Source organism: Nocardia sp. NPDC005998 (assembly GCF_040614395.1).
Classification (GTDB): Bacteria; Actinomycetota; Actinomycetes; order Mycobacteriales; family Mycobacteriaceae; genus Nocardia.
In genome coordinates this window covers 285821-311855 of the sequence record NZ_JBEXUI010000005.1, presented here as the reverse complement: position 1 = coordinate 311855, position 26035 = coordinate 285821, and the positions used below count along the sequence as shown (strand labels likewise).

At 64.3% G+C, this 26035-nt stretch carries 25 protein-coding genes and 4 tRNA genes; 3 read left to right on the top strand and 26 right to left on the bottom strand.

Translation table 11 applies throughout. The features are described 5' to 3' along the window. From rpoB to rplJ, 14 genes are all read right to left on the bottom strand, one after another. On the bottom strand, positions 1-2465 hold a 2465-nt coding region (rpoB, locus tag ABZ293_RS11595), incomplete at its 3' end, for a DNA-directed RNA polymerase subunit beta (protein WP_355179608.1). Positions 2466-2845: 380 nt separating this feature from the next. Further along, positions 2846-3553, bottom strand: coding sequence for a hypothetical protein (locus ABZ293_RS11590; RefSeq protein WP_355179606.1), 708 nt, complete (start codon positions 3551-3553; stop codon positions 2846-2848). 11 nt (positions 3554-3564) lie between these two features. Continuing rightward, the gene (locus ABZ293_RS11585; RefSeq protein WP_355179604.1) at positions 3565-4275 is read right to left on the bottom strand and encodes a hypothetical protein; all 711 of its coding nucleotides are present in this window, start codon (positions 4273-4275) and stop codon (positions 3565-3567) included. Positions 4276-4325: 50 nt separating this feature from the next. Further along, positions 4326-5567, bottom strand: a complete 1242-nt coding sequence (locus ABZ293_RS11580; protein WP_355179602.1) for an MCE family protein — start codon at positions 5565-5567, stop codon at positions 4326-4328. Continuing rightward, positions 5564-6778 carry an MCE family protein gene (locus ABZ293_RS11575; protein ID WP_355179600.1) on the bottom strand — a complete coding sequence of 405 codons (1215 nt, stop codon included), beginning with the start codon at positions 6776-6778 and terminating at the stop codon, positions 5564-5566. The genes ABZ293_RS11580 and ABZ293_RS11575 overlap by 4 nt, the downstream gene beginning before the upstream one ends. 206 nt (positions 6779-6984) lie before the next feature. Further along, positions 6985-8259, bottom strand: a complete 1275-nt coding sequence (locus ABZ293_RS11570) for an MCE family protein (protein WP_355179598.1) — start codon at positions 8257-8259, stop codon at positions 6985-6987. 1 nt (position 8260) lies between these two features. Then, on the bottom strand, positions 8261-9271 hold the full coding sequence (locus ABZ293_RS11565) for an MCE family protein (protein WP_354961086.1): 1011 nt from the start codon (positions 9269-9271) through the stop codon (positions 8261-8263). After that, entirely contained in the window at positions 9271-10338 is a 1068-nt protein-coding gene (locus tag ABZ293_RS11560; RefSeq protein WP_355179644.1) for an MCE family protein, read from the bottom strand. The genes ABZ293_RS11565 and ABZ293_RS11560 overlap by 1 nt, the downstream gene beginning before the upstream one ends. An 8-nt stretch (positions 10339-10346) precedes the next feature. Beyond that, a complete protein-coding gene (locus tag ABZ293_RS11555) occupies positions 10347-11699 on the bottom strand; it encodes an MCE family protein (protein ID WP_355179596.1) in 1353 nt (450 codons plus the stop codon). Positions 11700-11739: 40 nt separating this feature from the next. Then, a complete protein-coding gene (locus tag ABZ293_RS11550; RefSeq protein ID WP_355179642.1) occupies positions 11740-12540 on the bottom strand; it encodes an ABC transporter permease in 801 nt (266 codons plus the stop codon). Between the two features lie 69 nt (positions 12541-12609). Further along, entirely contained in the window at positions 12610-13317 is a 708-nt protein-coding gene (locus ABZ293_RS11545) for an ABC transporter permease (RefSeq protein WP_354961092.1), read from the bottom strand. Between the two features lie 98 nt (positions 13318-13415). Beyond that, complete coding sequence (locus tag ABZ293_RS11540; RefSeq protein ID WP_354961084.1) at positions 13416-14492, bottom strand: ATP-binding cassette domain-containing protein; 1077 nt, start codon at positions 14490-14492, stop codon at positions 13416-13418. Positions 14493-14768: 276 nt separating this feature from the next. Further along, on the bottom strand, positions 14769-15146 hold the full coding sequence (gene rplL, locus ABZ293_RS11535) for a 50S ribosomal protein L7/L12 (protein ID WP_355179595.1): 378 nt from the start codon (positions 15144-15146) through the stop codon (positions 14769-14771). A 67-nt stretch (positions 15147-15213) separates the two neighbouring features. Beyond that, positions 15214-15750, bottom strand: coding sequence for a 50S ribosomal protein L10 (gene rplJ, locus ABZ293_RS11530; RefSeq protein WP_355179593.1), 537 nt, complete (start codon positions 15748-15750; stop codon positions 15214-15216). Between the two features lie 428 nt (positions 15751-16178). Here rplJ and ABZ293_RS11525 point away from each other — a divergent pair, with 428 nt between their 5' ends. Then, complete coding sequence (locus ABZ293_RS11525; protein ID WP_355179591.1) at positions 16179-17792, top strand: MFS transporter; 1614 nt, start codon at positions 16179-16181, stop codon at positions 17790-17792. Between the two features lie 56 nt (positions 17793-17848). On the opposite strand, the gene ABZ293_RS11520 is transcribed toward ABZ293_RS11525, so the two are convergent. From ABZ293_RS11520 to ABZ293_RS11470, 11 genes are all read right to left on the bottom strand, one after another. After that, the gene (locus tag ABZ293_RS11520) at positions 17849-18382 is read right to left on the bottom strand and encodes an NADPH-dependent FMN reductase (protein WP_355179589.1); all 534 of its coding nucleotides are present in this window, start codon (positions 18380-18382) and stop codon (positions 17849-17851) included. Between the two features lie 186 nt (positions 18383-18568). Then, the gene (gene rplA, locus ABZ293_RS11515) at positions 18569-19282 is read right to left on the bottom strand and encodes a 50S ribosomal protein L1 (RefSeq protein ID WP_354960268.1); all 714 of its coding nucleotides are present in this window, start codon (positions 19280-19282) and stop codon (positions 18569-18571) included. A 94-nt stretch (positions 19283-19376) separates the two neighbouring features. After that, a complete protein-coding gene (gene rplK, locus ABZ293_RS11510) occupies positions 19377-19811 on the bottom strand; it encodes a 50S ribosomal protein L11 (protein WP_355179587.1) in 435 nt (144 codons plus the stop codon). A 111-nt stretch (positions 19812-19922) separates the two neighbouring features. After that, the gene (gene nusG / locus ABZ293_RS11505; RefSeq protein ID WP_354960290.1) at positions 19923-20702 is read right to left on the bottom strand and encodes a transcription termination/antitermination protein NusG; all 780 of its coding nucleotides are present in this window, start codon (positions 20700-20702) and stop codon (positions 19923-19925) included. Between the two features lie 105 nt (positions 20703-20807). Next, positions 20808-21206, bottom strand: a complete 399-nt coding sequence (gene secE / locus ABZ293_RS11500) for a preprotein translocase subunit SecE (protein WP_355179585.1) — start codon at positions 21204-21206, stop codon at positions 20808-20810. A 29-nt stretch (positions 21207-21235) separates the two neighbouring features. Beyond that, a tRNA-Trp gene (locus tag ABZ293_RS11495) sits at positions 21236-21308 on the bottom strand. Positions 21309-21539: 231 nt separating this feature from the next. Then, positions 21540-22598, bottom strand: coding sequence for a fused (3R)-hydroxyacyl-ACP dehydratase subunits HadA/HadB (locus ABZ293_RS11490; protein ID WP_355179640.1), 1059 nt, complete (start codon positions 22596-22598; stop codon positions 21540-21542). A gap of 263 nt (positions 22599-22861) precedes the next feature. Beyond that, positions 22862-23032: a 50S ribosomal protein L33 gene (gene rpmG, locus ABZ293_RS11485; protein WP_011211653.1), complete on the bottom strand. Its 171-nt coding sequence runs from the start codon at positions 23030-23032 to the stop codon at positions 22862-22864. A gap of 42 nt (positions 23033-23074) precedes the next feature. After that, a tRNA-Met gene (locus ABZ293_RS11480) sits at positions 23075-23150 on the bottom strand. 91 nt (positions 23151-23241) lie between these two features. After that, positions 23242-23314: transfer RNA gene (locus ABZ293_RS11475), tRNA-Thr, on the bottom strand. A 179-nt stretch (positions 23315-23493) separates the two neighbouring features. Further along, positions 23494-23985 (bottom strand): YajQ family cyclic di-GMP-binding protein, encoded by a 492-nt coding sequence (locus ABZ293_RS11470; RefSeq protein WP_354960271.1) that lies wholly within the window; start codon positions 23983-23985, stop codon positions 23494-23496. A gap of 204 nt (positions 23986-24189) precedes the next feature. On the opposite strand from ABZ293_RS11470, the gene ABZ293_RS11465 reads away from it, so the two are divergent. Both ABZ293_RS11465 and ABZ293_RS11460 read left to right on the top strand, forming a co-directional pair. After that, positions 24190-24272 (top strand) — tRNA-Tyr (locus tag ABZ293_RS11465). 301 nt (positions 24273-24573) lie between these two features. Then, positions 24574-25038, top strand: a complete 465-nt coding sequence (locus tag ABZ293_RS11460; protein WP_355179583.1) for a MarR family transcriptional regulator — start codon at positions 24574-24576, stop codon at positions 25036-25038. Positions 25039-25083: 45 nt separating this feature from the next. Here ABZ293_RS11460 and htpX read toward each other — a convergent pair whose 3' ends face one another. Continuing rightward, positions 25084-25965, bottom strand: a complete 882-nt coding sequence (htpX, locus tag ABZ293_RS11455) for a zinc metalloprotease HtpX (RefSeq protein WP_355179581.1) — start codon at positions 25963-25965, stop codon at positions 25084-25086. Between the last annotated feature and the right edge of the window lie 70 nt (positions 25966-26035).

The following is a 26035-nucleotide window of genomic DNA, read 5'->3' as shown; positions in this document are numbered from 1 at the left end:
GTGTCGCGCACCTCGCGCGCCTTCTCACCGAAGATCGCGCGCAGCAGCCGCTCCTCCGGAGTCAGCTCGGTTTCACCCTTCGGGGTGACCTTGCCGACCAGGATGTCGCCGTCGCGCACCTCGGCGCCGATGCGCACGATGCCGCGCTCGTCCAGGTCCGCGAGGACCTCGTCGGAGACATTCGGGATGTCCCGGGTGATCTCCTCGGCGCCGAGCTTGGTGTCGCGAGCATCGATCTCGTGCTCCTCGATGTGGATCGAGGTCAGCACATCCTCTTCCACGAGGCGCTGCGACAGGATGATCGCGTCCTCGTAGTTGTGGCCTTCCCACGGCATGATCGCCACGAGCAGGTTCTTGCCGAGCGCCATCTCACCGTTCTCGGTGCACGGACCGTCGGCCAGCACCTGACCGGACTCGACCCGCTGACCCTCGTCGACGATCGGACGCTGGTTCGCACAGGTGCCCTGGTTCGAGCGCGCGAACTTGCGCATCCGGTAGCTCTTGCGGGTGCCGTCATCGGCCATCACGGTGACGTAATCGGCCGAAACCTCTTCCACCACACCGGACTTCTCGTTCACCACGACGTCACCGGCGTCGACCGCGGCGCGCAGCTCCATACCGGTACCCACGATCGGGGACTCGGAACGGATCAGCGGAACGGCCTGACGCTGCATGTTCGCACCCATGAGGGCACGGTTGGCGTCGTCGTGCTCGAGGAACGGAATCATCGCGGTCGCGACCGAAACCATCTGACGCGGCGAGACGTCCATGTAGTCGACCTCGGAGGCGGGGACGAGTTCGTTCTCGTCGTTGCCCCGGCGGCAGAGCACGCGCTCCTCGATGAAGCGGCCATCGGCGTCGACCGGCGAATTGGCCTGCGCACGAACGTGGCGGTCCTCTTCGTCGGCGGTGAGGTACTTGACCTCATCGGTGACCACGCCGTCGACCACCTTGCGGTACGGCGTCTCGATGAAGCCGAACGGGTTGACCCGCGCGTACACCGACAGCGAACCGATCAGGCCGATGTTCGGGCCTTCCGGGGTCTCGATCGGGCACATGCGGCCGTAGTGCGAGGTGTGCACGTCACGGACTTCCAGACCGGCGCGCTCACGGGACAGACCACCCGGGCCCAGCGCCGAGAGGCGACGCTTGTGGGTCAGACCCGAGAGCGGGTTGTTCTGGTCCATGAACTGCGACAGCTGCGAGGTTCCGAAGAACTCCTTGATCGCGGCCACGACGGGACGGATGTTGATCAGGGTCTGCGGCGTGATCGCCTCGACATCCTGAGTGGTCATCCGCTCGCGGACCACACGCTCCATACGCGACAGACCGACCCGGATCTGGTTCTGGATCAGCTCGCCGACGGTGCGCAGGCGACGGTTGCCGAAGTGGTCGATATCGTCGACCTCGACCGGCACCTCTTCGCCGCCGGGCGCGGTCATCATCCGATCACCGGAGTGCAGACGCACCAGGTACTCGATCGTGGCGACGATGTCTTCCTTGGTGAGCACCGATGCGGTGATCGGCTCGCCGAGGTGGATGCCCAGCTTCTTGTTGATCTTGTAGCGACCCACGCGCGCGAGGTCGTAGCGCTTCTCCTTGAAGAACAGGTTCTCCAGCAGGGTCTGCGCGGACTCCTTGGTCGGCGGCTCGCCCGGACGCAGCTTGCGGTAGATGTCCAGCAGCGCCTCGTCCTGACCGGCGGTGTTGTCCTTCTCCAGGGTCGACATCATGATCTCGGAGAAGCCGAAACGCTCGACGATCTCCTCGTTCGTCCAACCCAGCGCCTTGAGCAGCACGGTAACCGGCTGACGACGCTTACGGTCGATACGCACACCGACGGTGTCGCGCTTGTCGATATCGAACTCCAGCCACGCGCCACGCGACGGAATGACCCGCACACTGTGCAGATCCTTCTCCGTGGTCTTGTCGACGCTGTGATCGAAGTACACACCCGGCGAACGCACGAGCTGCGACACGACGACGCGCTCGGTGCCGTTGATGATGAACGTGCCCTTATCGGTCATCATCGGGAAATCACCCATGAAGACCGTCTGGCTCTTGATCTCACCGGTGTTGTTGTTGATGAACTCAGCGGTCACGAACAACGGCGCCGCGTAGGTCATATCCTTGTCTTTGCACTCGTCGATGGAGGCCTTGACCTCCTCGAAACGAGGATCCGAGAAAGACAGGGACATCGACCCGGAGAAGTCCTCGATCGGCGACAGCTCCTCGAGCACCTCCTCGAGTCCCCCGACTAGCCCGCCGTCACCGCGCGCCGCGGCTTTTTCACGCCAAGACGGCGAACCGATCAGCCATGCAAAAGAGTCGGTCTGTAGATCGAGAAGTCCGGGCACCTCCAAGGGTTCACGGATCTTCGCGAAAGACACCCGCAACGGGGCTCCGGGGATTCCGGCAACTGCCTTGGTCTGGGTGGAGACTGCCAAGATGCGTCCTTCCAGCACCTCACGCGCGTCGCGTGGTGGTCCGCGACCGTCGCTTGTCTGCTACGAATTCCGCTGGTCACAACCCGAACGAAACCCGAACAGGCAACAACGGAAGTAACACCGGAAGGGTGGAACTTACGTGTGCAAATCGAGGTATGGACAGGAGGCAGCCAGCGCAACGTCCAACCGTACACCCATACGCAAGGTGGTGTCAAAGTACCACCCGAACCAGCCGCCGCGTGGCGGCGCGCCGTGACCGTTATGACCGCGTGTCATGCCCGAATCGCTGGCTGCTTCGGGTAGCCACGGGGCTCATGAAGCCACTGTGACAGCTGCCGCTGTTGTGAATAGCGTGACGTGTCCGGCGAAACTCGTCAAGTGGCAGGGCCCGCAAGCGATTACTGGTCGACGATGGCCGAGGCCAGCCACTTTCCGTCGACCTTCTGCATCTTCAGCACGATCGGCCCGGACGCGCTCTGCTGCGCGACGCCGTTCTTGTTCGCGCTGACCACGAAGTTCACCAGCAGCTCGGCCCGATCCTTGGTGAGCAAGGTCACCCCGATCGGATCGGCGAGCGCATCAGCGCTGGTCTGCGCCTGTTTCAGGGCGGCGAGATTGGTATCGGCGTACTTGTCGAAATCGGTCAGCATCTGGCCGGTGACGACCGCGTGCACGGCATCCTTGTAGCCGTCGAGTTTGTTCACGTCGTAGGCGTAAATGGTCTTCAGCGCATGGGAGGCGGCCGCGGTCACCTCCTCGGTGGCCTTGGTGTCCACGTAGCCCTGGTTCGAATCGTCGATACCCGGACGGAACGCCGCGACCGTGGCGAATGCGCCGAGCAGCACGGTGGCGACGAGCATGGCCGCGACCAGCCCCCACCCCCGCCCCAGGCGCAGCCGCTGAGACCAGGGCCGCGACGGTGCGGGCCGTGGAGCGGGACGTACCGGCTCGGTCGTGCCCGCCACCTTGGTCCTGCGCTTCGCGGTGGACTCGTCGGTCGCGCGGGCGCCACGGCGGGTGGCGGCGGATCCGGTGCTGGCCGCGGTGCGGCCGACGGTGGGACGGCTGCGGGGAGTGACCCGATTGACTGGTCGACGAGATGCCATGGCGGGTTCTCCTACGATCCGGGCTTGGGCGGGGTGGCGCCCCCGGACGGCGTCGTACCGGTCTGCCCGGCAGCCGGCTGATTCACGGGGATGGGCTGACTCAGCGGACTCGCCTTCTCGGCCTTCCACACGTCACCCTGTTCGACCAGGTCCAGCGCCCAGGTCTGCCGGTAGGCATACGGCGCGGCATTCGGTGCGGTCCTGGTGGTCTGCAACACGATGAGCGCCGACGCGTGATCCCGCTCGGAGTTCAGCGCGGTCAGCGCGGAACCGACGACCTTGGATTCCAGCCTGGTCTTGGCCTCGGTGGCCTGCGAGCGGAATTGCTCCTGGGTCTTGGTGGCGTCATCGAGCAGCGATCCGGTCATCGAGGACTGGATCAGCTTGATCGAACCGTCGACATCATTGGGATCCAGCGACATCAGGTTGATCGCGGCCTGCCTGGCATCGGCGAGGGCGGTATCGCGCGCATCGGCGCGCGGACCGTCGGTGAAGAACGCCGCACGCACCCAGCCGGTGCCGAACCAGGCCGCGGCGATCAACGCAACGACCAGCGCGGCGGCCGCGGCCATGGTGACCGCGAGTCGACCGGCGGGAGCGTCAGCGGACGCCTCTGCCGGGCGCGCGGAAACCGATGCCGTCGCGTCATGCGCCGCGGCATCAGCTTCCGTGGAATCGGTGCCGGTAGCAACCGGCGTTTCCTTGGACATGTCGATGCTCACAGCCAGACACCCTAACTTCGGTTACTGCGGCGTAGCCGCATAGGTCCTGTTCACCGCTTGGGCGTGACCCCCAACAGGGTGGCCATCTGCACGGCGATCGGGTTCAGGTTCAGCTTCTCCGGATCGGTTTTCGGGGTCGAATCCCAGGGCTGGACAATGCTCGGATCGGCCAGATCGGCGCGCGCTCCGCCCCGCACCGCCGTTGGATTACCAAACGGCACCGTGCATTTCGCGTCCTTGTTGAACGGGAATTCGTCGCGGGTGTCGTCGAAGTCCGGATTCTCCCGCTTCATCTGCTCGAGGATGCGCTGGGTGCCCTCGTAGCCCTGGGTGCAGGCGGGCGGGTTGTTCACCTCGAGCACCAGGCCGAAGTGGCTGGTGCCGTCGCCGGGTGCGGTGGACGACGCGCCGATCGACAGCGCGGGAATCATCTGCAGCAGCGGACGCAGCGCGTAGAACTTCGGCGAGATGGACACCATCAGCTGACGCAGGTTGGCCAGATCCTCGGTGAGTGCGCCGCCGCTCTCCTTCAGCAGTGCGCTGACCTGCTCGCCCGCGTCGGTGCCGGTGCCGATCAGCCGCCGGATATCCGGATCGCTGGAGCGCAGCTGCGCGGTGAGCTCGTCGAGCCCCTGGCTGAACTGCCGGATATAGCTCGACTGGTCCGCCTGGGTACCCAGCGCGATCCGGCCGTCCCGGATCAGCTGGATCGTCTGCGGCAGGCTGTCGCTGAATGCCGCGGTGAACTTGTTCAGCGAATCGATGAAGACCTTTAGATCGTCGCCCTTGCCGTCGAAGGCCCGGCCGAGTTCGGTGACGGTTTTGTTCAGCGCGGTGAGATCGACCGAGCGGGTGAAGGTGTCCACGCTCTGCACCAGTTGCTCCACCGAGACCGGTGTCGTCGCCGAGCTGATCACCGAACCGTCGCGCAGGTACGGGCCGTGGTCGGCATCGGGCTGCAGATCGACGTACTGCTCACCGATGGCCGACCGGTTGGCGATGACGGCGCGCGCCGATTCCGGGACCTTCGGCGCGCTCGAATCCAGCACGAGTTTGATCGCCACACCGGTGTCGGTGAGTTCGAGATCGCCGACTCGGCCGACCGGGACGCCGCGGTAGGTCACCTCGGCGCCCTTGTAGATGCCGCCAGTCTGCTTGGCCTCGACCTTCACGTGGTACTCGCCGATGCCCAGCATGTGATCGAGCCGAACGTATTTGGCGCCGACGAAAACCACGCCGAGCACCGCGATCACGGCGAACGCGATCAGCTGATAGCGCACCAGGCGGGTCATCGCCGACCACCTCCGATTTGGTCGAGAATCGCCCCGAGCGGTCCGGCCGGCAATTGCGGCAGGCCAGCCGGGAAGCGAGGCATGTTGGGCGGCAGTGGCAGCAGCGAAACCGTCGGCCAACCCGGGCGCGGGCCATTGCCGCCGTAGTACGGATTGGTCGGATTCACCGGCACTTCCGGGCCGTACGGCGGCGGGATATACACCGGATCGCCCTTGCCGACGCCGAGATTGCTCAGCGTGACACCGATCTGCTGGTCCACCGAGAGCCAGGTGTTCACCTGGCCGCCGAAGGTGCCCTCCAGCGTGGAGTCCGGGAACGGATAGGTCGGCACCAGGGGCAGCGCCGTGACCAGATCCGGTGCGGCCCTGCCGAGTTCCTGCAGCGTCGGACGCAGCGAGGTCAGATCCTTGATCAGATCGTCCTTGGAGTGGTTCAGCACGTCGAATCCGGCCTGTCCCACCCGATCCAGCTGCTGGAGCAGCGCAATCAGTTGCGGCCGTTGCTCGTTCAGGATCTTGATGCCCTGCGGCAGCTCATCGATGATCTTGCTGATCTGATCGGTCTGGGTGCTCACCCGGTTGCTCAGTGTGGCGAGTCCGTCGATGGCCCTGGTGATGTCGTCGACCTGATCGTTCAGCCCCGCGACCAATTTATTGGCCTGATCGAGCAGCGAGCGCACCCGCTCCTCACGACCGCCCAGGGTCTTGTTCAGCTCGGTGACAATGGGCTGCAATTGCGCGACGCCGCCACCGTTGAGCAGCAATGACAACGCGCCGAGCACCTGCTCGACCTCGGTCGCATGCCTGGTGCGGTCGGCCGGAATGACCGAACCGTTGGTCAGCTTCTTGGTATCGGGCTGATCGGTGGGCTTGGACAGCTCGATGAACTTCTCGCCGAGCAGATTCGACTGCCGCACCTCGGCCCGCGCATTCGCGGGCAGATCAACCGAGGAGTTCACCACGGTGCGCACACTGGCGGTCCAGCCGTCCGGTGCGAGCGCGATGTCCTCGACCCGCCCCACCGCAACGCCCTCGACCTTGACCGCGGACTGCGGCACCAGATCGAGTACATCGTCGAAGCGGATATCGATGGTCATCGGATGGTCACCGACATCGGCGCCACCGGGCAGCGGTACCGCGTAGATGCCTTCGGAGGAACACGAGGTCACCAGGACCGCGCTCATGCCGACCACCAGCGCGGAGCCGACCATTTCGAGCGACCTGCGAGCAGTCGCTACGCGGACCTTTTCGAGCGACCTGCGAGCAGTCGCTACGCGGACCTTTTCGAGCGACCTGCGAGCAGTCGCTACGCCGACCTTTTCGAGCGACCTGCGAGCAGTCGCTACGCCGACCTTTTCGAGCGACCTGCGAGCAGTCGCTACGCCGAGAGTGCGTGCCGCGGAACGGACTCGCTTGTTCATCGCTGGCCACCTCCCTGCGAGGGCGGAAGTTGATCGGACGGGGTGCCCGGAACGGTGCCGGGCACCGGGGCGCGCTGCTCGTTCTCACCGCTGAGAATGCCGAACGGCAGGATCAGCGTCGGCGTCTGCACGCCCGCGGTGATCTGATCGGTGATCTCCTTGCAGTGCTCCAGAATCGGGCGCATCTGCTTGCCGAGCGCCTCGAATTTCGGATCGCCGGGCATCAACTTGCTCAGGTCGAGCATCTTGCACACCACACCGAACGGGTCCTGCAGATCGGTGAGGTTGGCGCGCATATCGAGGGTGCCGGATTCCGCGTTGTGGATATTGATCAGATTGCTCAGTGCCAGCGGCAGCACCGGCAGCGCCGCGGCCAGATCATCGCGCTGCTTGGCCAGTGTCGCGGTGAGCGTGGTCAGGCCCTTGGCGTTCTGCTGGACCAGATCCCGGTTCTCATCGATGAACCGGGCGACATCACCCAGTGCGATCGACAGCAGATTCAGCGCCGCACCGAGATCCTGGCGTTCCCCGGCGAGGAACGTCGACAGATCCGCGAGCTGGGCATTGAACTGCCGCACCTGCTGGTCGTTCTGGGCCAGCATGGTGACGAAGGTCTGCAGATTCTTGACCGTGTCGAAGATATCGCCGCGGGTATCACTGAGATACCGCGTCGCGCGCGAGAGCTGAGTGATGGCGTTGGCCAGCGCCTCGCCGTTGCCCGCCAGATTCGCCGCCGAGGTGCGTACCAGTTGGTTCACCGCGCCCTCGGCATTGGCGCCATTGGGGCCCAACGCGTCGGAGAGTTCGGTAATGCTCTTGTACAGCTGGTCGACCTCGACCGGGGTGACCGTGCGATCGCGCGGAATGGTCGCGGTGCGCGCCATTTTCGGACCGCCGGAGTAGGCCGGGGTCAGCTGGATGTAGCGATCGGAGACGATCGATGGCGTGATCTGCGCGGCCTTGGCTTCGGCGGGGATGTCGTATTTGCGGTCGACACTCATCACCACCTTGACCTGATCACCTTGCGGCTCAACCGAATCCACGTGCCCGACCGGCACACCGAGTATCCGCACATCCGAACCCTGGTAGATGCCGACGGAGCGGTCGAAGTATGCGGTGATCTTGGTTGTGGTCATCCGGTCGAAGAGCCACCAGAGCGCCCCGGCCACGACCAATGCCGCGATCAAACCGATCGCGATGGCCACCTTGGTGCCACGACCCGAGGACCGCAGTGTGGTCAGCGGTTCCTTACGAGGCCAGTTCACCCCCATGTCAGTTACCTCCCATGGTGCGCACCGGCGGCCGGTTGCCCGGAATCTCCGGCAGGCCGGGCGGGACCAGGTTCACGATCACCGCGTCGAACCAGCGGCCGGTGCCGAGTACGTTCGCGTAGAGGCCGTAGAACGGGGCCGCGAGTTCCAGCGTCTTGGAAATGTTCTGCTGGTTGTCGTTCAGCAGGTCGATCGCTGACTTCAGGTTGGTCAGCGCCGTCCCGATCTGCTTCTCGTTGTCGGCGACGAGTGCACTCAGCTCGGCGGATACCGTCCTGGCGCCGCTGAGCAGCTGCGCGATCGACTGCTGCCGAATATTCAGCTCCGCCAACAGCTGTCCGCCATTGGCGAGCAGGCGCTCGAACTGCTGATTGCGGTCCGCGAGCACTCCGGTGGTCTGTCTGGCCGCGGCGAACAGCTTCTTCAGCTCCTCATCGCGCTTGGCCAGCGTCTCCGAGAGCCGGGCCACGCCGTCGATGGAGTTGCGGATCTCCGGCGGCGTCGTTTCGAACGCCTCGGAGAGCACTCGCATGCTGGTGGCCAGCTGTGCGGTGTCGATCTTGTCGATGTTGTTGGCCGCATCGCTGAACGCGTCCACCACATCGTACGGAGATACCGTGCGTGACAGCGGGATCGCCTTGCTCGGGTTCGCGGGCTCGGAACCCTTCGGGTCCAGCGCCAGGTACTTCTGGCCGAGCACGGTCTTGATCTGGATGGAGGCGGTCGTCTCGTTGCCGATCCAGGCGTCCTGGGTGCGGAAGTCGACGAGCACCTTGTTGCCGTCGAGCCGAACATCCGATACCGCACCGACTTTCACGCCCGCGATGCGCACCTCATTGCCCTTCTTGAGGCCAGCGGCCTCGGAGAACTCCGCGGTGTATTTGGTACCAGCGCCGATGATCGGCAGCCGGTCCAGAAAGAACGCGGAGATCGTCACGAGCAGCACCATGGCAAGGCCGAGCACACCCATGAACGCGGGGCTGCGCTTGCCGAGCAGGATCCGGTCGTCCATCAGTGACCTCCCTTCCCCTGGCAGCGCGGTGCGGCATTGGTGTAGATCGGCTGGTTGACCGTCGGCAGCCCGGCCGGGAGGTTGAGCTGCGGTGCGTCCACCGCGCCCGGCCCGACCACGATGTCGATACCGCACAGGTAGAACTGGAACCACGAGCCGTAACTGCCGGCGCGGCCGAGTTTTTCCATCTTGATCGGCAGGTTGGTCAGCGCCGTATTCACTTCGTCCTTGCGCTCGTCGATGGTGCCGGTCAGCTGGCTGAGTCCGGCGATCGAGCCTTGCAACGTCGGGCGGGTCGGCACCAGCAGATCCGCGGTGGCCGAAGCCAGATTGCCGAGCGAGGTCACCGAGCTGCCGATGGTGTCGCGGTCGGCGGCCAGCCCGCTGACCAGCGCCTCGGTATTGACGATCAGCTGATCGAACTGGCCCTCGCGCTCATTGACCGCATTGAGCACGGCCGTCAGGTTCTTCACCAGCTCACCGATGACGGCGTCCTTATCGGCGATCTTGTTGGTCAGATTCGCGGTGGTCGCCACCAGATCGTGAATGGTGCCCTGCTCGCCCTGGAAGACCTGAATGATCTCGTAGGACAGCTTGTTCACATCATCGGCGGTGAGCGTCTGGAACAGCGGCCGGAAGCCGTTGAACAGCGTGGTCAGGTTCAGCGCTGGCTTGGTGTGCTCGAGCCCGATGGTCGCGCCCTTATTGAGCTTGCGGCCCTGCTCCCCCGCGCCCTGTTCGAGCGCGATATAGCGCTGGCCGACCAGGTTTCGGTAGCGGATGGTCGCCGTCGTCGAGGCGGGCAGCCAATTGCGGTCGGTCAGTTCGAAGCCGACCTCGGCCTGGCGCTTGTCCACGATCGAGACACTGGTGACCTTGCCGACCCGTACGCCCGCGATGCGCACCTCGTCGCCCGGGTTGAGCGAGGTGACATCGGTGAAGCGGGCCTTGAACGGGGTGCCGCGGCCGGTGTAGTTCGCGATCGAGAGCCCGAGGACCGTGGTCGCGAAAAGGGTAACGATGATGAAGATGACGAGTTTGGTCAGCGGCGATCCGATGCCGCGCATCTTTTCCTTCATCGCACGCTCACCTCGCTGCCGCGGAATGCGGGTGCACCGATCCGGGTGACCCAGCTGGGCACCTGGTCGGGCGAAACACCGTTCGCCGCACCGTAGATCGCGCCGAGGGTCCGCTGTTCGGTCGGCGAACCCACCGTGGTCGGCACATTCGCGGCCGGATACATCCCGAACTGCGGCACCGGCAAGTTGCCGCTGACCTGGTCACCCGGATTGCGGCTCGGCACCGCATAGGAGCCGTCATTGCTCGGTCCGCCGGTGTACTGGCCCGGATCGGTGAACACCGGGTACTCCGGCACACACCACGGTCCGCGGGTGTCGAGCCAGCGTGGCTCGTCCTGGTTGGGCAGGTACTTACCGCGGGTATTGGTCAGCTCCACCGACACTCGGGAGCCGGGCCGCGAGGTGCCCATACCCATGATCTGGTCGATGCGCGGCTTCATCTTGGCGAAGTTCGCCATAGCGCAGGCGTAAGTCGGCGAATAGGTGGCCAGCAGTTCCAGCGCTGGGCGGGAGTCGGCGGCCAGGTCGATGATGTTGTCGCGGTTGGCGATCAGGAAGTCCGCGGTGCTGGCCGCGGTCGGGTTCAGCGTCGCCAGCAGCGTGTCGATCTGCGGGCGGCGCTGCACGATGGTCGCGTTGGTGGTGCGCAGATTGTCGAAGGCGTCCACCAGCTGCGGCAGGGCGTCGGAGTAGGTGGCCGCCACATCGGCGAAGCTCACCAGATCCTGCTTGATATCGGGCATCACCCCGTTGAGGTCGCGGAAGATGGTGTCCAGCTTGTCCACCGACTCACCCAGTGCCACACCCTGACCCGATAGCGCCTGGGACAGCGCACCGAGGGTGGAGGCGAGGTCCTGCGGCGGAATCGCCTGCAGCAGCGGCAGCACATCGTCGAGCAGCTTGCTGATCTCGATGGCATTGCCGCTCTTGTCCTGATGCAGCGTGACGCCAGCGGTCAGGTGCTGCTTGCTGGGTTCGTCCGGGATGATGAGGTCCACGTACCGCTCGCCGAAGAGCGTCTTCGGCAGCAGCCGAGCCGTGGCGTTGACCGGAATCTGTGTGGCCTTGCCCGGATCGATCGCCAGGTCGAGGGTCACCTGACCACTCTCGGATCGGCTGGACCTGACCTCGCCGACGTTGACGCCGCGCACCTTCACATCGGCATTGCGGGTCAGCGCATTTCCCACACTGTCGGTGACCAGGTTGACCCGGACGCTGTCGACGAACGCCTTGTTGTAGATCGCGACCGTCGTCACCAGAAATAGTGCACAGACCACGAAGAACGCGATGCCGAGCAGTCGGACGCGCAATTTCTCCGTCGCGCGCCACATCTGCACGCGATTACTCATGACGGCACCTCACTGCTTGCCGTTTCGATGATCGGTGCCCTCATCCCGCAACCCGCACCGTCGTTGTCGTACCCCAAATGGCGAGGCTGAGGAAGAAGTCCAGAACATTCACCAACACAATCGCTGCGCGCACCGCGCGACCCACCGCGACGCCGACACCGGCCGGTCCGCCGGTGGCGTTGAAGCCGTAATAGCAATGCACCATGATGATCACGAATGCGAAGACCAGGACTTTGACGAACGAATATAAGACATCTTCGGGTGGCAGGAACAGACCGAAATAGTGGTCATAGGAGCCACTGGATTGTCCGTTGAACCAGATGCTGATCATTCGTGATGCCAGGAATGTGCCGAGCAGGCCGACGATGTAGAGCGGAATGACCGCGAGGAAGCCCGCGATCACCCGGGTGGTCACCAGGAAAGGCACACCCGGCACCGCCATCACCTCGAGTGCGTCGATCTCCTCGGAGATCCGCATCGCACCGAGCTGAGCGGTGAAACCACAACCGACCGTTGCCGATAGTGCGAGCGCGGCGACCAGCGGCGCGATCTCACGGGTATTGATATAGGCGGTGAGGAAGCCGGTCAGCACCGAGCTGCCGAGCGAGTCCAAGGCCTTGAAGCCCTGCAGGCCGACGACAACGCCGACCGAACCGGACATGAAGATGATGACGCCGATGGTGCCGCCGATGACGGCCAGCGCGCCACTGCCGAAGGTCACCTCGGCGAGCAGCCGCATGACCTCCTTGCGGTAGTGCACAGCGGTGCGCGGAATCCAGGCAATGGCCTTGGAGTAGAACGACATCTGATCGCCGGCGCGGTCGACGACATTCACCGGCATGCGCGCGATCTCACGGACCCGGCGGGCGGATTTCGCCAGGGCCGGGGGGCGGTACGAGGTGGCCACGGGTCAGGCGCCCTTAGCGGGGACGACCTGCAGATACACCAGGGTCAGGATCAAGTTCACGAAGAACAACACCATGAATGTGATGACCACGGATTGGTTCACCGCGTCTCCGACTCCTTTCGGGCCCCCTTTGGGATGCAACCCCTTGTACGCGGCGATCACGCCAGCGAGCAGACCGAATATCAGGGCCTTGATTTCGCCGATCCACAGGTCCGGCAGCTGAGCCAGTGCGGAGAACGAGGCGAGGTAGGCGCCGGGGGTGCCGCCCTGCAGCCCGACATTGAAGAAGTAGCCACCGGCGATGCCGACCACCGACACCAGACCGTTGAGCAGCAGCGCGACCAGCATCATGCCGAGCACGCGTGGCACAACGAGCTTCTGCACCGGATCGACGCCGAGCACCTCGAGCGCGTCGATCTCCTCACGGATGGTGCGCGAGCCGAGATCGGCGGCAACCGCCGATCCGGCCGCACCGGCGATGATCAACGCGGTGACAACGGGGGCGGCCTGCTGGACGGTAGCCAGCACGCTGGTAGCGCCGGTAAAGGATTCGGCGCCGAGTTGTTTGATCAAAGAGCCGGTCTGCAGCGCGACAACCGCACCGAACGGAATGGCGACCAGTGCGCTCGGCAGGATCGAGACACTCGCGATGAACCACGACTGCTCGATGAATTCGCGCAACTGGAAAGGCCGCTTGAACGTCTTGCGCATAACGTCGATGAGCAGCGCAAAGATGTTGCCGGCCTGGCCAAACCCCGACTCCACAGGAGTCCGCAATCGCGCCAGGGTGGAATTCACGATCGCAGATGTTACCCGTTAGTTGTGTTGTGGCGCACGGTTGTGTCCAAGGACCCACCTTGGTATCCACCGAGGTCGCCGTTCTGATACGCCATCACCTGCGTATCGTCGCTCTCCGCAAGTGACTCACGAATAGCCACCTGGGCCGCATGCGGCAGGGTGTGCATGATTTCGCGGACGCGCTCCTTGCGGCGAAGTGCCGCCTGACGCACCGGCATACCCGGAGTGGCCCGCATCTGCGGGATGATGCCCTCGACCTCTTCGGCGCCACCGTGATGGTGACCGGCGTCGACGAGCGCCTGCTCGCGCGCCATCTGGGCCTCGTCCTTCTCCTCCGACATACCGATCGGACCGATCATGCGACCGTTGAGGAACTGCTTGACCACCGGCTCCTCCGAGGTGAGCAGCACCTCACGCGGACCGAACATCACCAGCGAGCGGCGGAACAGCATGCCGATGTTGTCGGGCACCGTACGGGCCAGGTTGATGTTGTGGGTCACGATCAGGATCGTCGCGTCGATTTGAGCATTGATATCGATCAGCAACTGCGACAGATACGAAGTACGCACCGGATCCAAGCCGGAGTCGGGCTCGTCGACCAGAATGATCTGCGGATCCAGCACCAGCGCCCGCGCCAGACCGGCACGCTTGCGCATACCACCGGAGATCTCACCCGGCAGCTTGCCCTCCGCGCCGAGCAGACCGGTCAGCTCGAGCTTCTCCATCACGATCTTCTTGATCTCGGACTCGGACTTCTTGGTGTGCTCACGCAACGGGAACGCCACATTGTCGAACAGGTTCATCGACCCGAACAACGCACCGTCCTGGAACAGCACACCGAACAGCTTGCGGATTTCGTAGAGCTCCTTATTGGAGCAGGTGGTGATATCGGTGCCATCGATAAAGATCGAACCGCGCTCCGGACGCAGCAAACCGATCAACGACTTCAAAAACACCGATTTACCGGTACCCGAGGGGCCGAGCAGCGCGCTGACCTCACCCGAAGGCAGCGTCAGCGAGACATCCTGCCAAATACGCTGTGAACCAAAGGATTTGGTAACACCTTCGGTCCTGACCTCGACGCCCACGCCTACCTCCACAAATTCTCAGCGAGCAGCCCACCGGCGAACCGCGCTATCGGGTATCACGGTGTGTCGCGTCACAGTGGGTGCGGTCACTGTATCCCATGAGCATGACGCGGCACACCCTAACCTGACCGAAGAGTAACCCCGAATCACTCTCAGTAATCGCATTACCGTCGCATGCACCGATGCAAAGCAAACGGGCGGTCCCCGCTGGGGACCGCCCGTTCGACGACGCAGCCGTGGCGACCACTTACGGGTCGCTCGGCGGGGTCAAGTGAACTACTTGACCGAGACCTTGGCGCCAGCCTCTTCCAGCTTCGCCTTGGCAGCCTCGGCGGCATCCTTGGCGACCTTCTCCAGGATCGGCTTCGGGGCACCCTCGACCAGGTCCTTGGCTTCCTTCAGGCCCAGGCCGGAGACGATCTCGCGGACCACCTTGATGACCTGGATCTTCTTCTCGCCCGCACCCTCGAGGATGACGTCGAACTCGTCCTGCTCCTCGGCGGCCTCGGCCGGAGCGGCACCGGCGACGGCGGCGACGGCGACCGGAGCAGCCGCGGTGACCTCGAACTTCTCCTCGAACTTCTTGACGAAGTCCGACAGCTCGAGCAGGGTCATTCCGGCGAAGGTCTCGAGCAGTTCGTCAACGTTGGCCATTGTTGTTTCCTTTCGGTAGTTGGTTGTCTATGTGGGCGAGCCGCACGCGATCCACCCGCACGGGGTGTTACTCGGCGGCAGCTCCGCCTTCGGCCTGCTTCTTCTCCTGCAGGGCGGCGGCCAGGCGGGCCACCTGCGAAGCGGGAGCGTTGAACAGACCGGCAGCCTTCGCCAGGTTGCCCTTCATGGCGCCTGCCAGCTTGGCCAGCAGCACCTCGCGGGACTCCAGGTCGGCGATCTTCTCGACCTCGGCAACGGACAGCGCGTTGCCGTCCATGTACCCGCCCTTGATGATGAGCGCCTTGTTCTCCTTGGCGAAGGTCTTGATGGCCTTCGCCGCGTCGACCGGCTCGCCCTTGATGAAGGCGATGGCGGTCGGTCCGACGAACAAGTCGTCCAGGCCAACGACGCCCGCCTCGGCGGCCGCACGCTTGACCAGGGTGTTCTTGGCGACGGAGTAGGTAGCGCCTTCGCCGAGCGCGCGACGCAGATCGGTGAGCTTACCGACCGACAGACCACGGTATTCCGTGATGACGGTGGCCGACGAGCTCCTGAACTGCTCCGTGATCTCTTCGACCGCGGTGACCTTCTCGGGTTTTGCCATACTTCGCCTCCTCTCTGGATGTCGGTTCGTATTCGAACTGCCGAGTACCAGGGGCCAGCGATAAAGCAAACGCCCCGAACGCAGAGCGTTCCGGGGCGCAACAGGTGATCGACCCGGCGTGCACCGGATCAATTCCCAGCCTCGGTCCTCCCTGCGTGGGCCGCCGACTTGATGCCGGACCTTCGACCACGCCCGAGCGGGCGCAGCGACCAACGGTCTTCGGTAGAACGGATTGGGTAGTCATCGAACTCGTCGATTACTTCCGTTCACAGTAGCCGAACCCGCCCCCATCTGCCAAAACGGGTGCGAACGGGACGCTTTCGCGACCGAATTGTTGTGGCGCGCCTCACAATTCGCATTCGAATGTGGCGGATGTCGCCGGCAGCAAGTGTTACCAAGAGTGACAGATACTGCTTGACTACCGAACTATGGCAACCTCCATAGTCGATCCACCGGTGCTGCTGGAACGACGTACCAGGCGCTTCATCGCCCTGGCCGTCATCTGCCTCGGTGAGCTGCTGGTCGTCCTCGACAACACCATCGTGAACGTGGCCCTCCCCTCCATCGGGGTGGAGTTGGCCACCGGCGTCAGCGGCCTACAGTGGGTCGTCGACGCGTACACCCTGACCTTCGCCGGACTACTGCTCGCCTTCGGCAATCTCGGCGACCGGTACGGACGTCGCCGCATGCTGATCATCGGTTTGCTCGGCGTTGCCGTGATGTCGATCGGCGGCGCGCTCTCGGAGTCCATGAGCAGCGTCATCGCCGCACGGGCCGCGATGGGCATCTTCGCCGCGGCGGTCTTCCCTGCGACACTGGCGCTGATCATCAATATCTTCACCGACAAGCGCGAGCGCGCGCTGGCCATCGCCGCCTGGACCGCGATGGCCGGATTCGCCATCGCGATCGGGCCGATCTCGGGCGGCTGGCTGCTGGAACACTTTTCCTGGCATTCGGTCTTCTGGATCAATGTGCCGGTGGCACTCATCGCCATGGCCGCCACCCTCATCTGGGTGCCCGAATCGCGGTCTGCCCAGGCGGGGCGGCTCGATCTGCCGGGTATTGCGCTATCGATAGCGGGCATCACGCTGCTGGTGTGGGCCATCATCGAGGCACCGCGGTACGGCTGGCTGTCGACGACCACCCTATGCGTTGCCGCACTCGGCATCGTTTTGCTCGCCGCCTTCATTGTGTGGGAATTGCGTAGCAGCGCACCGATTCTCGATATGCGACTGTTCCGCAATCGCAGATTCTCCATGCCCGCCTTGGCAATTGCGGTCGGCTACTTCTCGATGTTCGGATTCCTGTTTCTGATCACCCAGTACTTCCAAGGCGTCCGCGAGTACACCCCGCTCGAATTCGGTATCGCCTCGCTGCCGTTCGCGTTCTCGGTGGCCATCGGCGCACCCATCGCAACGCTGCTGGCCACGCGGGTCGGAACCACGCCGGTGATCGTATTCGGACTATTGCTCACCGGATCGGGGCTGTACCTGGGCGGTCAAGTGACCGTCGACAGCGGTTACGCCACCGATGTGCTGCCATCCATGGTGTCGATGGCGCTGGGCCTGGCCATTGTGCAGGGCCCGGCCACCGAATCCATCATGTCGTCGCTGCCGCTCGATGAGGCGGGGGCGGGTTCGGCGGTCAATGACACCACTCGCGAGATCGGTGGCACGCTCGGCGTCGCGGTGCTCGGCTCGATTGTGGCCTCCTACTACACAACTCGCGTCGCACCGCTGATCGATCGGGTGCCCGCGGGGATGATGAACTCCGACGAGCGCAGTCTGGTGCAGGCCAGTCCGCTCAGCGTGCTGGAGATGCGCAAACGAGAGCTCGCGCCGTTCTTCGCCGCCCAGCGCGAAAACCTCATCACCGCAATGAAAACCGCCGCACTGCAGGGTTCACACGCCGCATCCCTGGTGGCCGCGGCCGCGGTCGTGGTGTGCGCGCTGATCGTCGCCATCTTCCTGCCGTGGGGTGCGCAGCAGGGCGAATCGGTACTGCTCGGCTGGCGCAAATCCACCGAGTCCTCGGATAGCTGACCATCGAGGCGAGTCGAACGGTGCTTCGGCCTCCTTCGACTCGCCTCCGCGATGGGTCAGGCAGGGGTCGCCTGGCGGACCAGGCGGGTCAGTGCCGCGAGTGCGCCGGTGCGAAATTCGGGTGCGGTGACCAGGCCGTTGCCATCGACGGCGTCTCGGGCCACGGGGAGTCGGACACAGGTGTCCGGGTCGACGATGGCACCGACATAGCCCAACACTGTGGTCAGGGTGGTGGCCGCGCCTTCACCACGGCCTCGGGCCGCGACATTGAGGAAGGCCGTTGGCTTTTCGTAGAGGTCGGCGGTGCCGACGGTCCAATCCAACAGGTTCTTGAAGCTGCCGGGGAGGGTGCCCGCATATTCGGGTGTGCAGAGCAGTACCGCGTCGGCGCGCGAAATGTGTTCGTGCAGTGCGACAACCGACGGATGGCCGGTTCCGTCGTCATCGGGACTGAATGCCGGAAGGTCGGCGAGGCCCTCATACCAGAAGGTCTCGATGCCCTCCGGTGCGATCGCCGCCACGGTGCGCAGTGCGGCGGTATTGGTCGAAGCACTACGTGTGCTTCCGGAAATGAGCAGAACGGCGGTCACTGCAGGGGCAACCACCGCCGCGCGCGAATTAGTCCGGTCGGTGGTGCTTGCACTGGAGCGACACCCGCAATCGGCCGCAACGCGCAGAGGGCGGGAACGCGATTCGCGTTCCCGCCCTCTGCGGTACTGCTCAGCTTCCTACGGCAATTCAGCCTTCGCGGTGAACTACCGAAGCTCGGGTGCTACTTACGCATCCTCGTCGAGGAGGTTGCGGGTGCGGTTCGGGTCCACCGGGATGCCCGGTCCGGTGTTCGTCGAGACCGTCACCTTCTTGACGTAGCGGCCCTTGGCGGTCGACGGCTTGGCGCGCAGGATCTCATCCAGTGCGGCGCCGTAGTTCTCCACCAGCTTGGCATCGTCGAAGGACGCCTTGCCGATGACGAAGTGCAGGTTGGCCTGCTTGTCGACGCGGAAGTTGATCTTGCCGCCCTTGATGTCGTTGACGGCCTTGGTCACATCGTTGGTGACCGTGCCCGTCTTCGGGTTCGGCATCAGGCCGCGCGGGCCGAGGACACGCGCGATCCGGCCGACCTTGGCCATCTGGTCCGGGGTGGCGATCGCGGCGTCGAAGTCCAGCCAGCCGCCCTGGATCCGCTCGATCAGATCCTCGGCGCCGACCGCGTCCGCACCGGCGGCCTCGGCCTCGGCGGCCTTCTCACCGGCCGCGAACACGATGACGCGGGCGGTCTTACCGGTGCCGTGCGGCAGGTTGACCGTGCCGCGGACCATCTGGTCGGCCTTGCGGGGATCCACACCGAGACGAACGGCGACCTCGACGGTCGCGTCGGTCTTGGTGGTTGCGGTCTCCTTCGCCAGGCGCGCGGCGGCCAGCGGGGAGTAGAGCTGAGTGCGATCGACCTTCTCGGCCGCGGCGAGATACGCCTTGCTTCGTTTTGCCATTTTGTCTGTGTCCTTATCGGTGTTCAGATGTGGTTGCCGGGCCTGGCAGGCCCTCCCACGTGGATCCCGGCAGCTGGTCCGGGATTACGGGAACTCAGCCCTCGACGGTGATACCCATCGAGCGAGCGGTACCCGCGATGATCTTGGCCGCCTGGTCGATGTCCTTGGCGTTCAGATCTTCCTGCTTGGTCTTGGCGATCTCCCGGACCTGGTCCATGGTGACCTTCGCGACCTTGGTCTTGTGCGGCTCGGCCGAACCCTTCTGCACACCAGCGGCCTTGAGCAGCAGCCGAGCAGCGGGCGGGGTCTTCAGCTTGAAGTCGAAGGTCCGGTCCTCGTACACCGAGATCTCGACCGGAATGACGTTGCCACGCTGCGATTCGGTCGCGGCGTTGTACGCCTTGCAGAACTCCATGATGTTGACGCCGTGCTGACCGAGCGCGGGGCCGACCGGAGGGGCCGGATTCGCCTGGCCGGCCTGGATCTGAAGCTTGATGATCCCGGCGAGCTTCTTCTTCTTGGGGGGCATCTTTCTTTCCTAGGTGTTTGTTTTCCTTGCTCTTTGCAAGTCCAAGGTGAATCAACCCGTGGTCCGGGCCGATCCATTCCGTCGCCCCGTCGCCGGGGCGGCAGAGTTGGTCTAGATCTTCGCGACCTGGGTGAACGCCAGCTCGACCGGGGTCTCGCGACCGAAGATCGACACGAGCACCTTGAGCTTCTGCTGCTCGGCGTTGACCTCGGAAATGCTGGCGGGCAGCGTCGCGAACGGGCCGTCCATCACGGTCACCGACTCGCCGACCTCGAAGTCGACCTCGATGACCGGCTTGGGTGCGATATCGGTGGCGGCCGCAGTCGCCGCGGCGGCCTCGGCAGCGGGCTTCTTCTGCTGCTGCGCGGCCGGGACCAGGAACTTCACCACGTCATCGATGGAAAGCGGCGACGGGCGCGAGGTGGCGCCGACGAAGCCGGTGACACCGGGGGTGTTGCGCACCGCGCCCCACGACTCGTCGTTGAGCTCCATCCGGACCAGGATGTAGCCGGGCAGCACCTTGCGGTTGACGTGCTTGCGCTGGCCGTTCTTGATCTCGGTGACCTCTTCGGTCGGCACCTCGACCTGGAAGATGTAGTCCTCGAGGTCCAGGTTCTGCACGCGGGTCTCGAGGTTGGCCTTCACCTTGTTCTCGTAACCGGCGTAGGAGTGGATCACGTACCAGTCGCCGGGGGCGCGCCGCAGCGCGGCCTTCATCTCGGCAACGGGGTCGGCGGGCTCGGCATCGACAGGAGCAGCCTCGACAGCTTCGGCGTCAGCGGCGTCGGATTCGTCGACCACAGCTTCCTCGACGGCCACGGACTCCTCGATGGTCTCCACCGCGTCGTCGACCGGGAACTCGTCGGTTGTGTCGTTCTCCGGGGTGCTCACTGGGGCACTCGCTTCCTGTGTCGTCACGTACATCCTTTGCGTACCGGGCCGGGCGCGCTATAACGCGCCAACCCGGGATCGGCTACCGGCGTCGGCGGCGATCAGCTAGCCGAACAGCCAGTTGACACCTTTGATGAACGCCAGATCCAATCCGCTGATGAACGCGACCATGAAGATCACGAACACCAGAACAACGCTCGTATAGGTGACCATTTGCTTCCGGTTGGGCCAGATCACCTTGCGCAGTTCCGCGATAACTTCACGCAGGAACTTGATCAAACGCTTGAACGGGTTACCCGTCTTCTTGCGCTCGGCCCGATCGGTCTTCTTGGCTGCCTTGGCCAGGGTGGGCCGGTCGATCGTGGCGACCGAACCCGTATCGGCCTGCGACGCGGAACGACCCCGCCGGGCGGACCGCTTGCCGCTCGGCCGAGCCATGGCGGCGGTGTCGTCGCCATCCTCGGCAGCATGCGCGCCGTGGCGAGTATCCCGCTCGTCGACCACGTCGATCCTTTCGTCGCTGGCATCCAGGGCAGGGGCGACAGGACTTGAACCTGCAACCTGCGGTTTTGGAGACCGCTGCTCTGCCAATTGAGCTACGCCCCTTTGGTCGGACGATCACAGCTGTCCGACCACTGTTCTGTGTTCAGTTGTCGTTCTTACTATCTGGTGTCACACAACACGCGCGCTACTCCGGCAGTTGCCGACCCCGTGGCGAATCCTTGTGGACTCACCTGGAGCCAGCCCTGTAGAGCAGCGCGCAGCGGCTGGTGACCCCAGAAATCTGAGTGTACGTTACCGCCCGCGGCATTTGCCAATCAGGGTCACCCGACCAGCTCAGACCAGTTGCACGGTTGCCGTAGCCCGTCCGAAGATCTTCTTGCCCGCCGCCTTCGCCACGATGGCCACGACCGCGGTCCGGGTCTCCGGATCCACCGACTTCACCTTACCCGTGAACTCGACCTCTGCGGGCTCCTCGGAGCCGACGTAGACCGGACTGGTGAAGCGGACGTTGTACTCCTTGACCGCGCCGGGATCGCCGAGCCAGGAGGTGATGAAGCCGCCACCGAGGCCCATGGTGAGCATGCCGTGCGCGACCACATTGTCCAGGCCGACAAGCTTGACGACCTCATCGCTCCAGTGGATCGGATTCGCGTCGCCGGACACACCCGCGTAGTTGACCAGATCGCCGCGCGTCAACCGGACGGTGCGCGGGGGCAACTCGTCGCCGACGGAGATGTCCTCGAACTCGAGCGCATGCTTGGTCGGCGCGATCGCGGGCACCGGCGCCGCGGGTACGGCGGGAGCGGCCAGCGTGCGCGGGTGATGCGTGGGCGCGTCCTCGCCGATGCCGTGCATGAGCACATTGCGGACCGCGCCCTGCAGGTTCGGGTCGATATCGCCACCGCTGCGTCCGATCAGCGTGGTGTAGGTAGTGAGCACTAGCTCATCGTTCTGCGCGGTGACGACGTTCTTGGTGACGATGATGTCGCCGCCGAAGGCCTGCCGGAACGAGTGCAGGTAGACATCGCAGACCAGCTGGTCGCCGACCTTGATCGGCCGATGGAATTCCAGGATCTGATCGGTCTGCATGATCTGGCTCAGGTCGTAACCAGTGACGATCTGCTCGAAGAGCTTGCGCTGAGCCAGAATTCCGACCAGGGAAATGAAGGTCAGCGGGGCGAGCAGGCCGTCGTAGCCGTACTCCTGCGCGGCATCCTCATCCCAGTGCACCGGGTGATAATCCTGTACAGCGCGGGCGTATTCACGCACCTTCTCACGGCCGACCTCGTAGTAGTCGTCGACGCGGTAGTGATGACCGACCATTGCCGCGGCGTGCGCCGCAGGGTCGAGTTCTTCGTCCATTGCGACCGCTTCGTCTGTACCGGTGTTGATTGTCACGGGAGGACTGTACCTATCTGACCCCGCAACCGGAGTCGACGAGCGTTCACGACGGCGCCTCGCTAACGCTTGGCTCTATCGTGCCCGCATTGGCGGCTGTGTCTGTTACTCACTCGCTACGCTCGCTCGTGCACCGCACTCGGCGCGTGAAACGCGTCAGGGCCGGACAAGATGTCCGGCCCTCGCAAGTGTCACGACCCGAGAATCCGGGACGAAACCCGGAAGCCAATCAACGCGGCAGCGGCACGCGTGGTGGACTAGCGGGATTCGCGGTGCGCCCGGTGCGTGCCACAGTTCGGGCAGAACTTCTTCAGCTCCAGCCGATCCGGGTCGTTACGCCGGTTCTTCTTGGTGATGTAGTTGCGGTGCTTGCACTGCTCGCAGGCCAAGGTGATCTTTGGCCGGACATCGGTGGACTTCGCGGCCACGATATTCCTTCTTTCGGTCAACCAGATGGTCTGATCGGTCTTTGGTAGCGATGGCCGGACTTGAACCGGCGACACAACGATTATGAGTCGTTTGCTCTACCGACTGAGCTACACCGCCACGGGGTCGCATTGCCTTGGTGATGCCGCGCCCGGCTCCACGAAGTGGAGGGTGTAGCGATGCCGAGTCGGTCACCACCGGCAATCCGGCGAGCCCCCTAACGGAATCGAACCGTTGACCTTTTCCTTACCATGGAAACGCTCTGCCGACTGAGCTAAGGGGGCATGACTAGCTCCGCACCGCGATCTTCTGATCACGACCCCGGCGCGGCGAAGTCTTGAACGAGGTTACACACTCACCGGTCACAGTTCCAAACCGGGTGGTCAGAGCCGGTTTTGCAGCCACCTGTCGAGCGGCCGCCAGCGACTGCCTGTAGGTCGCTCGAAAGGGGCGGCCACGGCACCTACCGGTAATTGACGAACTGCAGCGCGATGCCGAAGTCCTCACCCTTCAGCAGTGCGATCACTGCCTGCAGATCATCGCGCTTCTTGCTGGAGACGCGCAGTTCATCGCCCTGGATCTGCGCCTTGACACCCTTGGGGCCCTCGTCGCGGATCTTCTTGGAAATCTTCTTCGCGTGTTCGGCGTCGATGCCCTGCACCAGGGTGCCGGTGATTTTGTAGGTCTTACCCGAGGCCGCTGGGTCACCGGCATCGAATGCCTTGAGCGAAATATCGCGGCGGATCAGCTTTTCCTTGAACACATCCAGCGCCGCTTTGACCCGCTCCTCGGCCTCGGCGGTCAGCACGATCTTGTCCTCACCGGACCATTCGATGGTCGCACCGGTGCCACGGAAGTCGTAGCGGGTGTTCAGCTCCTTCTCCGCCTGATGCAGCGCGTTGTCGACCTCCTGACGGTCGACCTTGCTGACAACATCGAAAGACGAATCGGCCACACTTCGCTCCTGTCCTGGCGGTCCAACGGTCTTGACAGACCCTTTCGAGCGATCTGCGCGCAGTCGCTACGGACCGGCTGTTCCGGTCACGGTCAGTTCTACCCCGCGGCGCGACCGTAGTCCCGTCGCATGGCCGATGGCCAGCCGGTTTGCATTATGGGTGCGGGTTCGTTGTAAGCTGCACTGCGCGCCGAGAAGCGCGACGGCAGGTTGCCCGAGCGGCCAATGGGAGCAGACTGTAAATCTGTCGGTGAAAGCCTACGTAGGTTCGAATCCTACACCTGCCACCGAAGACCCCCGCCGATCAGAAATGATCGGCGGGGGTTTCTCTTTTCCACCGCACGAGGTCAATTCACAAGGGGCCGCAAACTATCGCTGTCGAAGAGTGGCCGGATCGGTCGCATTCGGGGTCGCCGACGAGCTCGTCCGCCTCGTAGCGGAAATGGGTTTCCAATTCACCTGCGAGCCGAACGAATTCGGTGCGCAGACGCCCGGGGTCGACACTGCGCTGGTACTAGCCTTGCCAGAGAAAGCACACTTTGCTTTGCAAGCAAACTACTTCGCAATGTCCATTGGGAGGTGCGGTAGATGTCAACGGACGTGCCTGGCATCGGGGTGGAAGAGGGCGTTCGGAGCCTGCTGCTGCTCATGCCCCGGGTGGTGGGACGAGCCAAGAAGATGCGCGTTCCCGAAGAGCTGCAATCGTTCTCGCTCGCGCCGCGACATCTGTCATTGCTGGCGAATCTGGTGTTCGAGGGGCCGATGACGGTGAACGATCTGGCGGCGCGGCTGGAGGTGGCGCCGACGACGGTCAGCCTGATGGTGGGCGATCTGAGTCGTCAGGGGGTGCTGGAGCGGCGCTCGGATGAGAAGGACCGGCGCCGCACCATCGTTGCCATCGCGGCGGTGCACGAGCAGTCGGTCAATGCCTGGCTCGGCGGCGGCGCGCGGGCCTGGCGCAAGGTGCTAGAACCATTGGATGCGGAGCAGCGGCGGCTGTTCGTGGCGACGCTGCGGGCCTACGAGCAGGAATTGGCGGCCGAACACGATTGAGCGCCTTGGTATCCCGGCGCTCGTGGATCAGTGGTTGCGGGCGGCTCAGTAGCGGCGGGGACCGCCCGCCATTTCCTCGAGGCGGGCGATGCGCTCGGCCATCGGGGGGTGGGTGGAGAACAAGCGGGCCGCGCGCTCACCGGTGCGGAAGGGGTTGGCGATCATCAGATGCGACTGGGCGGTCAGCTGCGGTTCCGGGGGCAGCGGGGCGGCCTGTACGCCGCGCTCCAGCTTGCGCAGGGCCGAGGCCAGGGCGAGCGGATCGCCGGTCAGCTCGGCACCCGACTGGTCGGCCTGATATTCGCGCGAGCGGGAGACCGCCAATTTGACCAGGGTCGCGGCAATCGGGCCGAGCAGCGTCACCAGGATGACGCCGAGGATATTGGGGCCCTCGCCTTCGCGATTGCCGCCGAACATCGATGCGAAGAAGGCCAGGTTGGCCAGGCCGGAGATGACCGCGGCCAGTGCGCCCGCGATCGAGGAGATCAGAATGTCGCGGTTGTAGACGTGCGATAGCTCATGGCCGAGTACCGCGCGTAGCTCGCGCTCGTCGAGAATCTGCAGGATGCCGCTGGTACAGCAGACGGCGGCATGGCGCGGACTGCGACCGGTCGCGAAGGCATTGGGCGCGTTGGTCGGGCTGATGTAGAGCCGCGGCATCGGCTGGCGTGCCGTGGTCGCCAGCTCACGCACGATGCGATAGATGACCGGCGCCTCCAGCTCGCTGACCGGCTGCGCGTGCATGGCCTTGAGCGCGATCTTGTCGCTGTTGAAATAGGCGTAGGCGTTCATACCCACCGCGAGCAAGATCGCCAAGAAGAGAATGGTCGGGCTACGGAACATCGCTCCGGCGAACACGATCAAGGCCGAGAGGCCGACCATGAGCCCGAATGTCTTCAGCCCATTCGCATACCCGTGCGTGTGCATAGGTCTCCTTGCCCACTCCCCGTTCGTTGAGTGTCCTACGGCAGATCAACGATAGAGATCACGGGCAAAG

Coding starts and splice junctions, on each gene's coding strand:
- ABZ293_RS11545 (WP_354961092.1), bottom strand. CDS start 13,317: ATGCGCAAGACGTTCAAGCGGCCTTTCCAGTTGCGCGAATTCATCGAG.
- rplK (WP_355179587.1), bottom strand. CDS start 19,811: ATGCCCCCCAAGAAGAAGAAGCTCGCCGGGATCATCAAGCTTCAGATC.
- ABZ293_RS11590 (WP_355179606.1), bottom strand. CDS start 3,553: ATGGCATCTCGTCGACCAGTCAATCGGGTCACTCCCCGCAGCCGTCCC.
- ABZ293_RS11565 (WP_354961086.1), bottom strand. CDS start 9,271: ATGGACGACCGGATCCTGCTCGGCAAGCGCAGCCCCGCGTTCATGGGT.
- ABZ293_RS11555 (WP_355179596.1), bottom strand. CDS start 11,699: ATGAGTAATCGCGTGCAGATGTGGCGCGCGACGGAGAAATTGCGCGTC.
- htpX (WP_355179581.1), bottom strand. CDS start 25,965: ATGCACACGCACGGGTATGCGAATGGGCTGAAGACATTCGGGCTCATG.
- rplA (WP_354960268.1), bottom strand. CDS start 19,282: ATGGCAAAACGAAGCAAGGCGTATCTCGCCGCGGCCGAGAAGGTCGAT.
- rplL (WP_355179595.1), bottom strand. CDS start 15,146: ATGGCCAACGTTGACGAACTGCTCGAGACCTTCGCCGGAATGACCCTG.
- ABZ293_RS11525 (WP_355179591.1), top strand. CDS start 16,179: ATGGCAACCTCCATAGTCGATCCACCGGTGCTGCTGGAACGACGTACC.
- rplJ (WP_355179593.1), bottom strand. CDS start 15,750: ATGGCAAAACCCGAGAAGGTCACCGCGGTCGAAGAGATCACGGAGCAG.
- ABZ293_RS11560 (WP_355179644.1), bottom strand. CDS start 10,338: ATGCGCGGCATCGGATCGCCGCTGACCAAACTCGTCATCTTCATCATC.
- ABZ293_RS11570 (WP_355179598.1), bottom strand. CDS start 8,259: ATGGGGGTGAACTGGCCTCGTAAGGAACCGCTGACCACACTGCGGTCC.
- ABZ293_RS11460 (WP_355179583.1), top strand. CDS start 24,574: ATGTCAACGGACGTGCCTGGCATCGGGGTGGAAGAGGGCGTTCGGAGC.
- ABZ293_RS11580 (WP_355179602.1), bottom strand. CDS start 5,567: ATGACCCGCCTGGTGCGCTATCAGCTGATCGCGTTCGCCGTGATCGCG.
- ABZ293_RS11575 (WP_355179600.1), bottom strand. CDS start 6,778: ATGGTCGGCTCCGCGCTGGTGGTCGGCATGAGCGCGGTCCTGGTGACC.
- ABZ293_RS11550 (WP_355179642.1), bottom strand. CDS start 12,540: ATGCCGGTGAATGTCGTCGACCGCGCCGGCGATCAGATGTCGTTCTAC.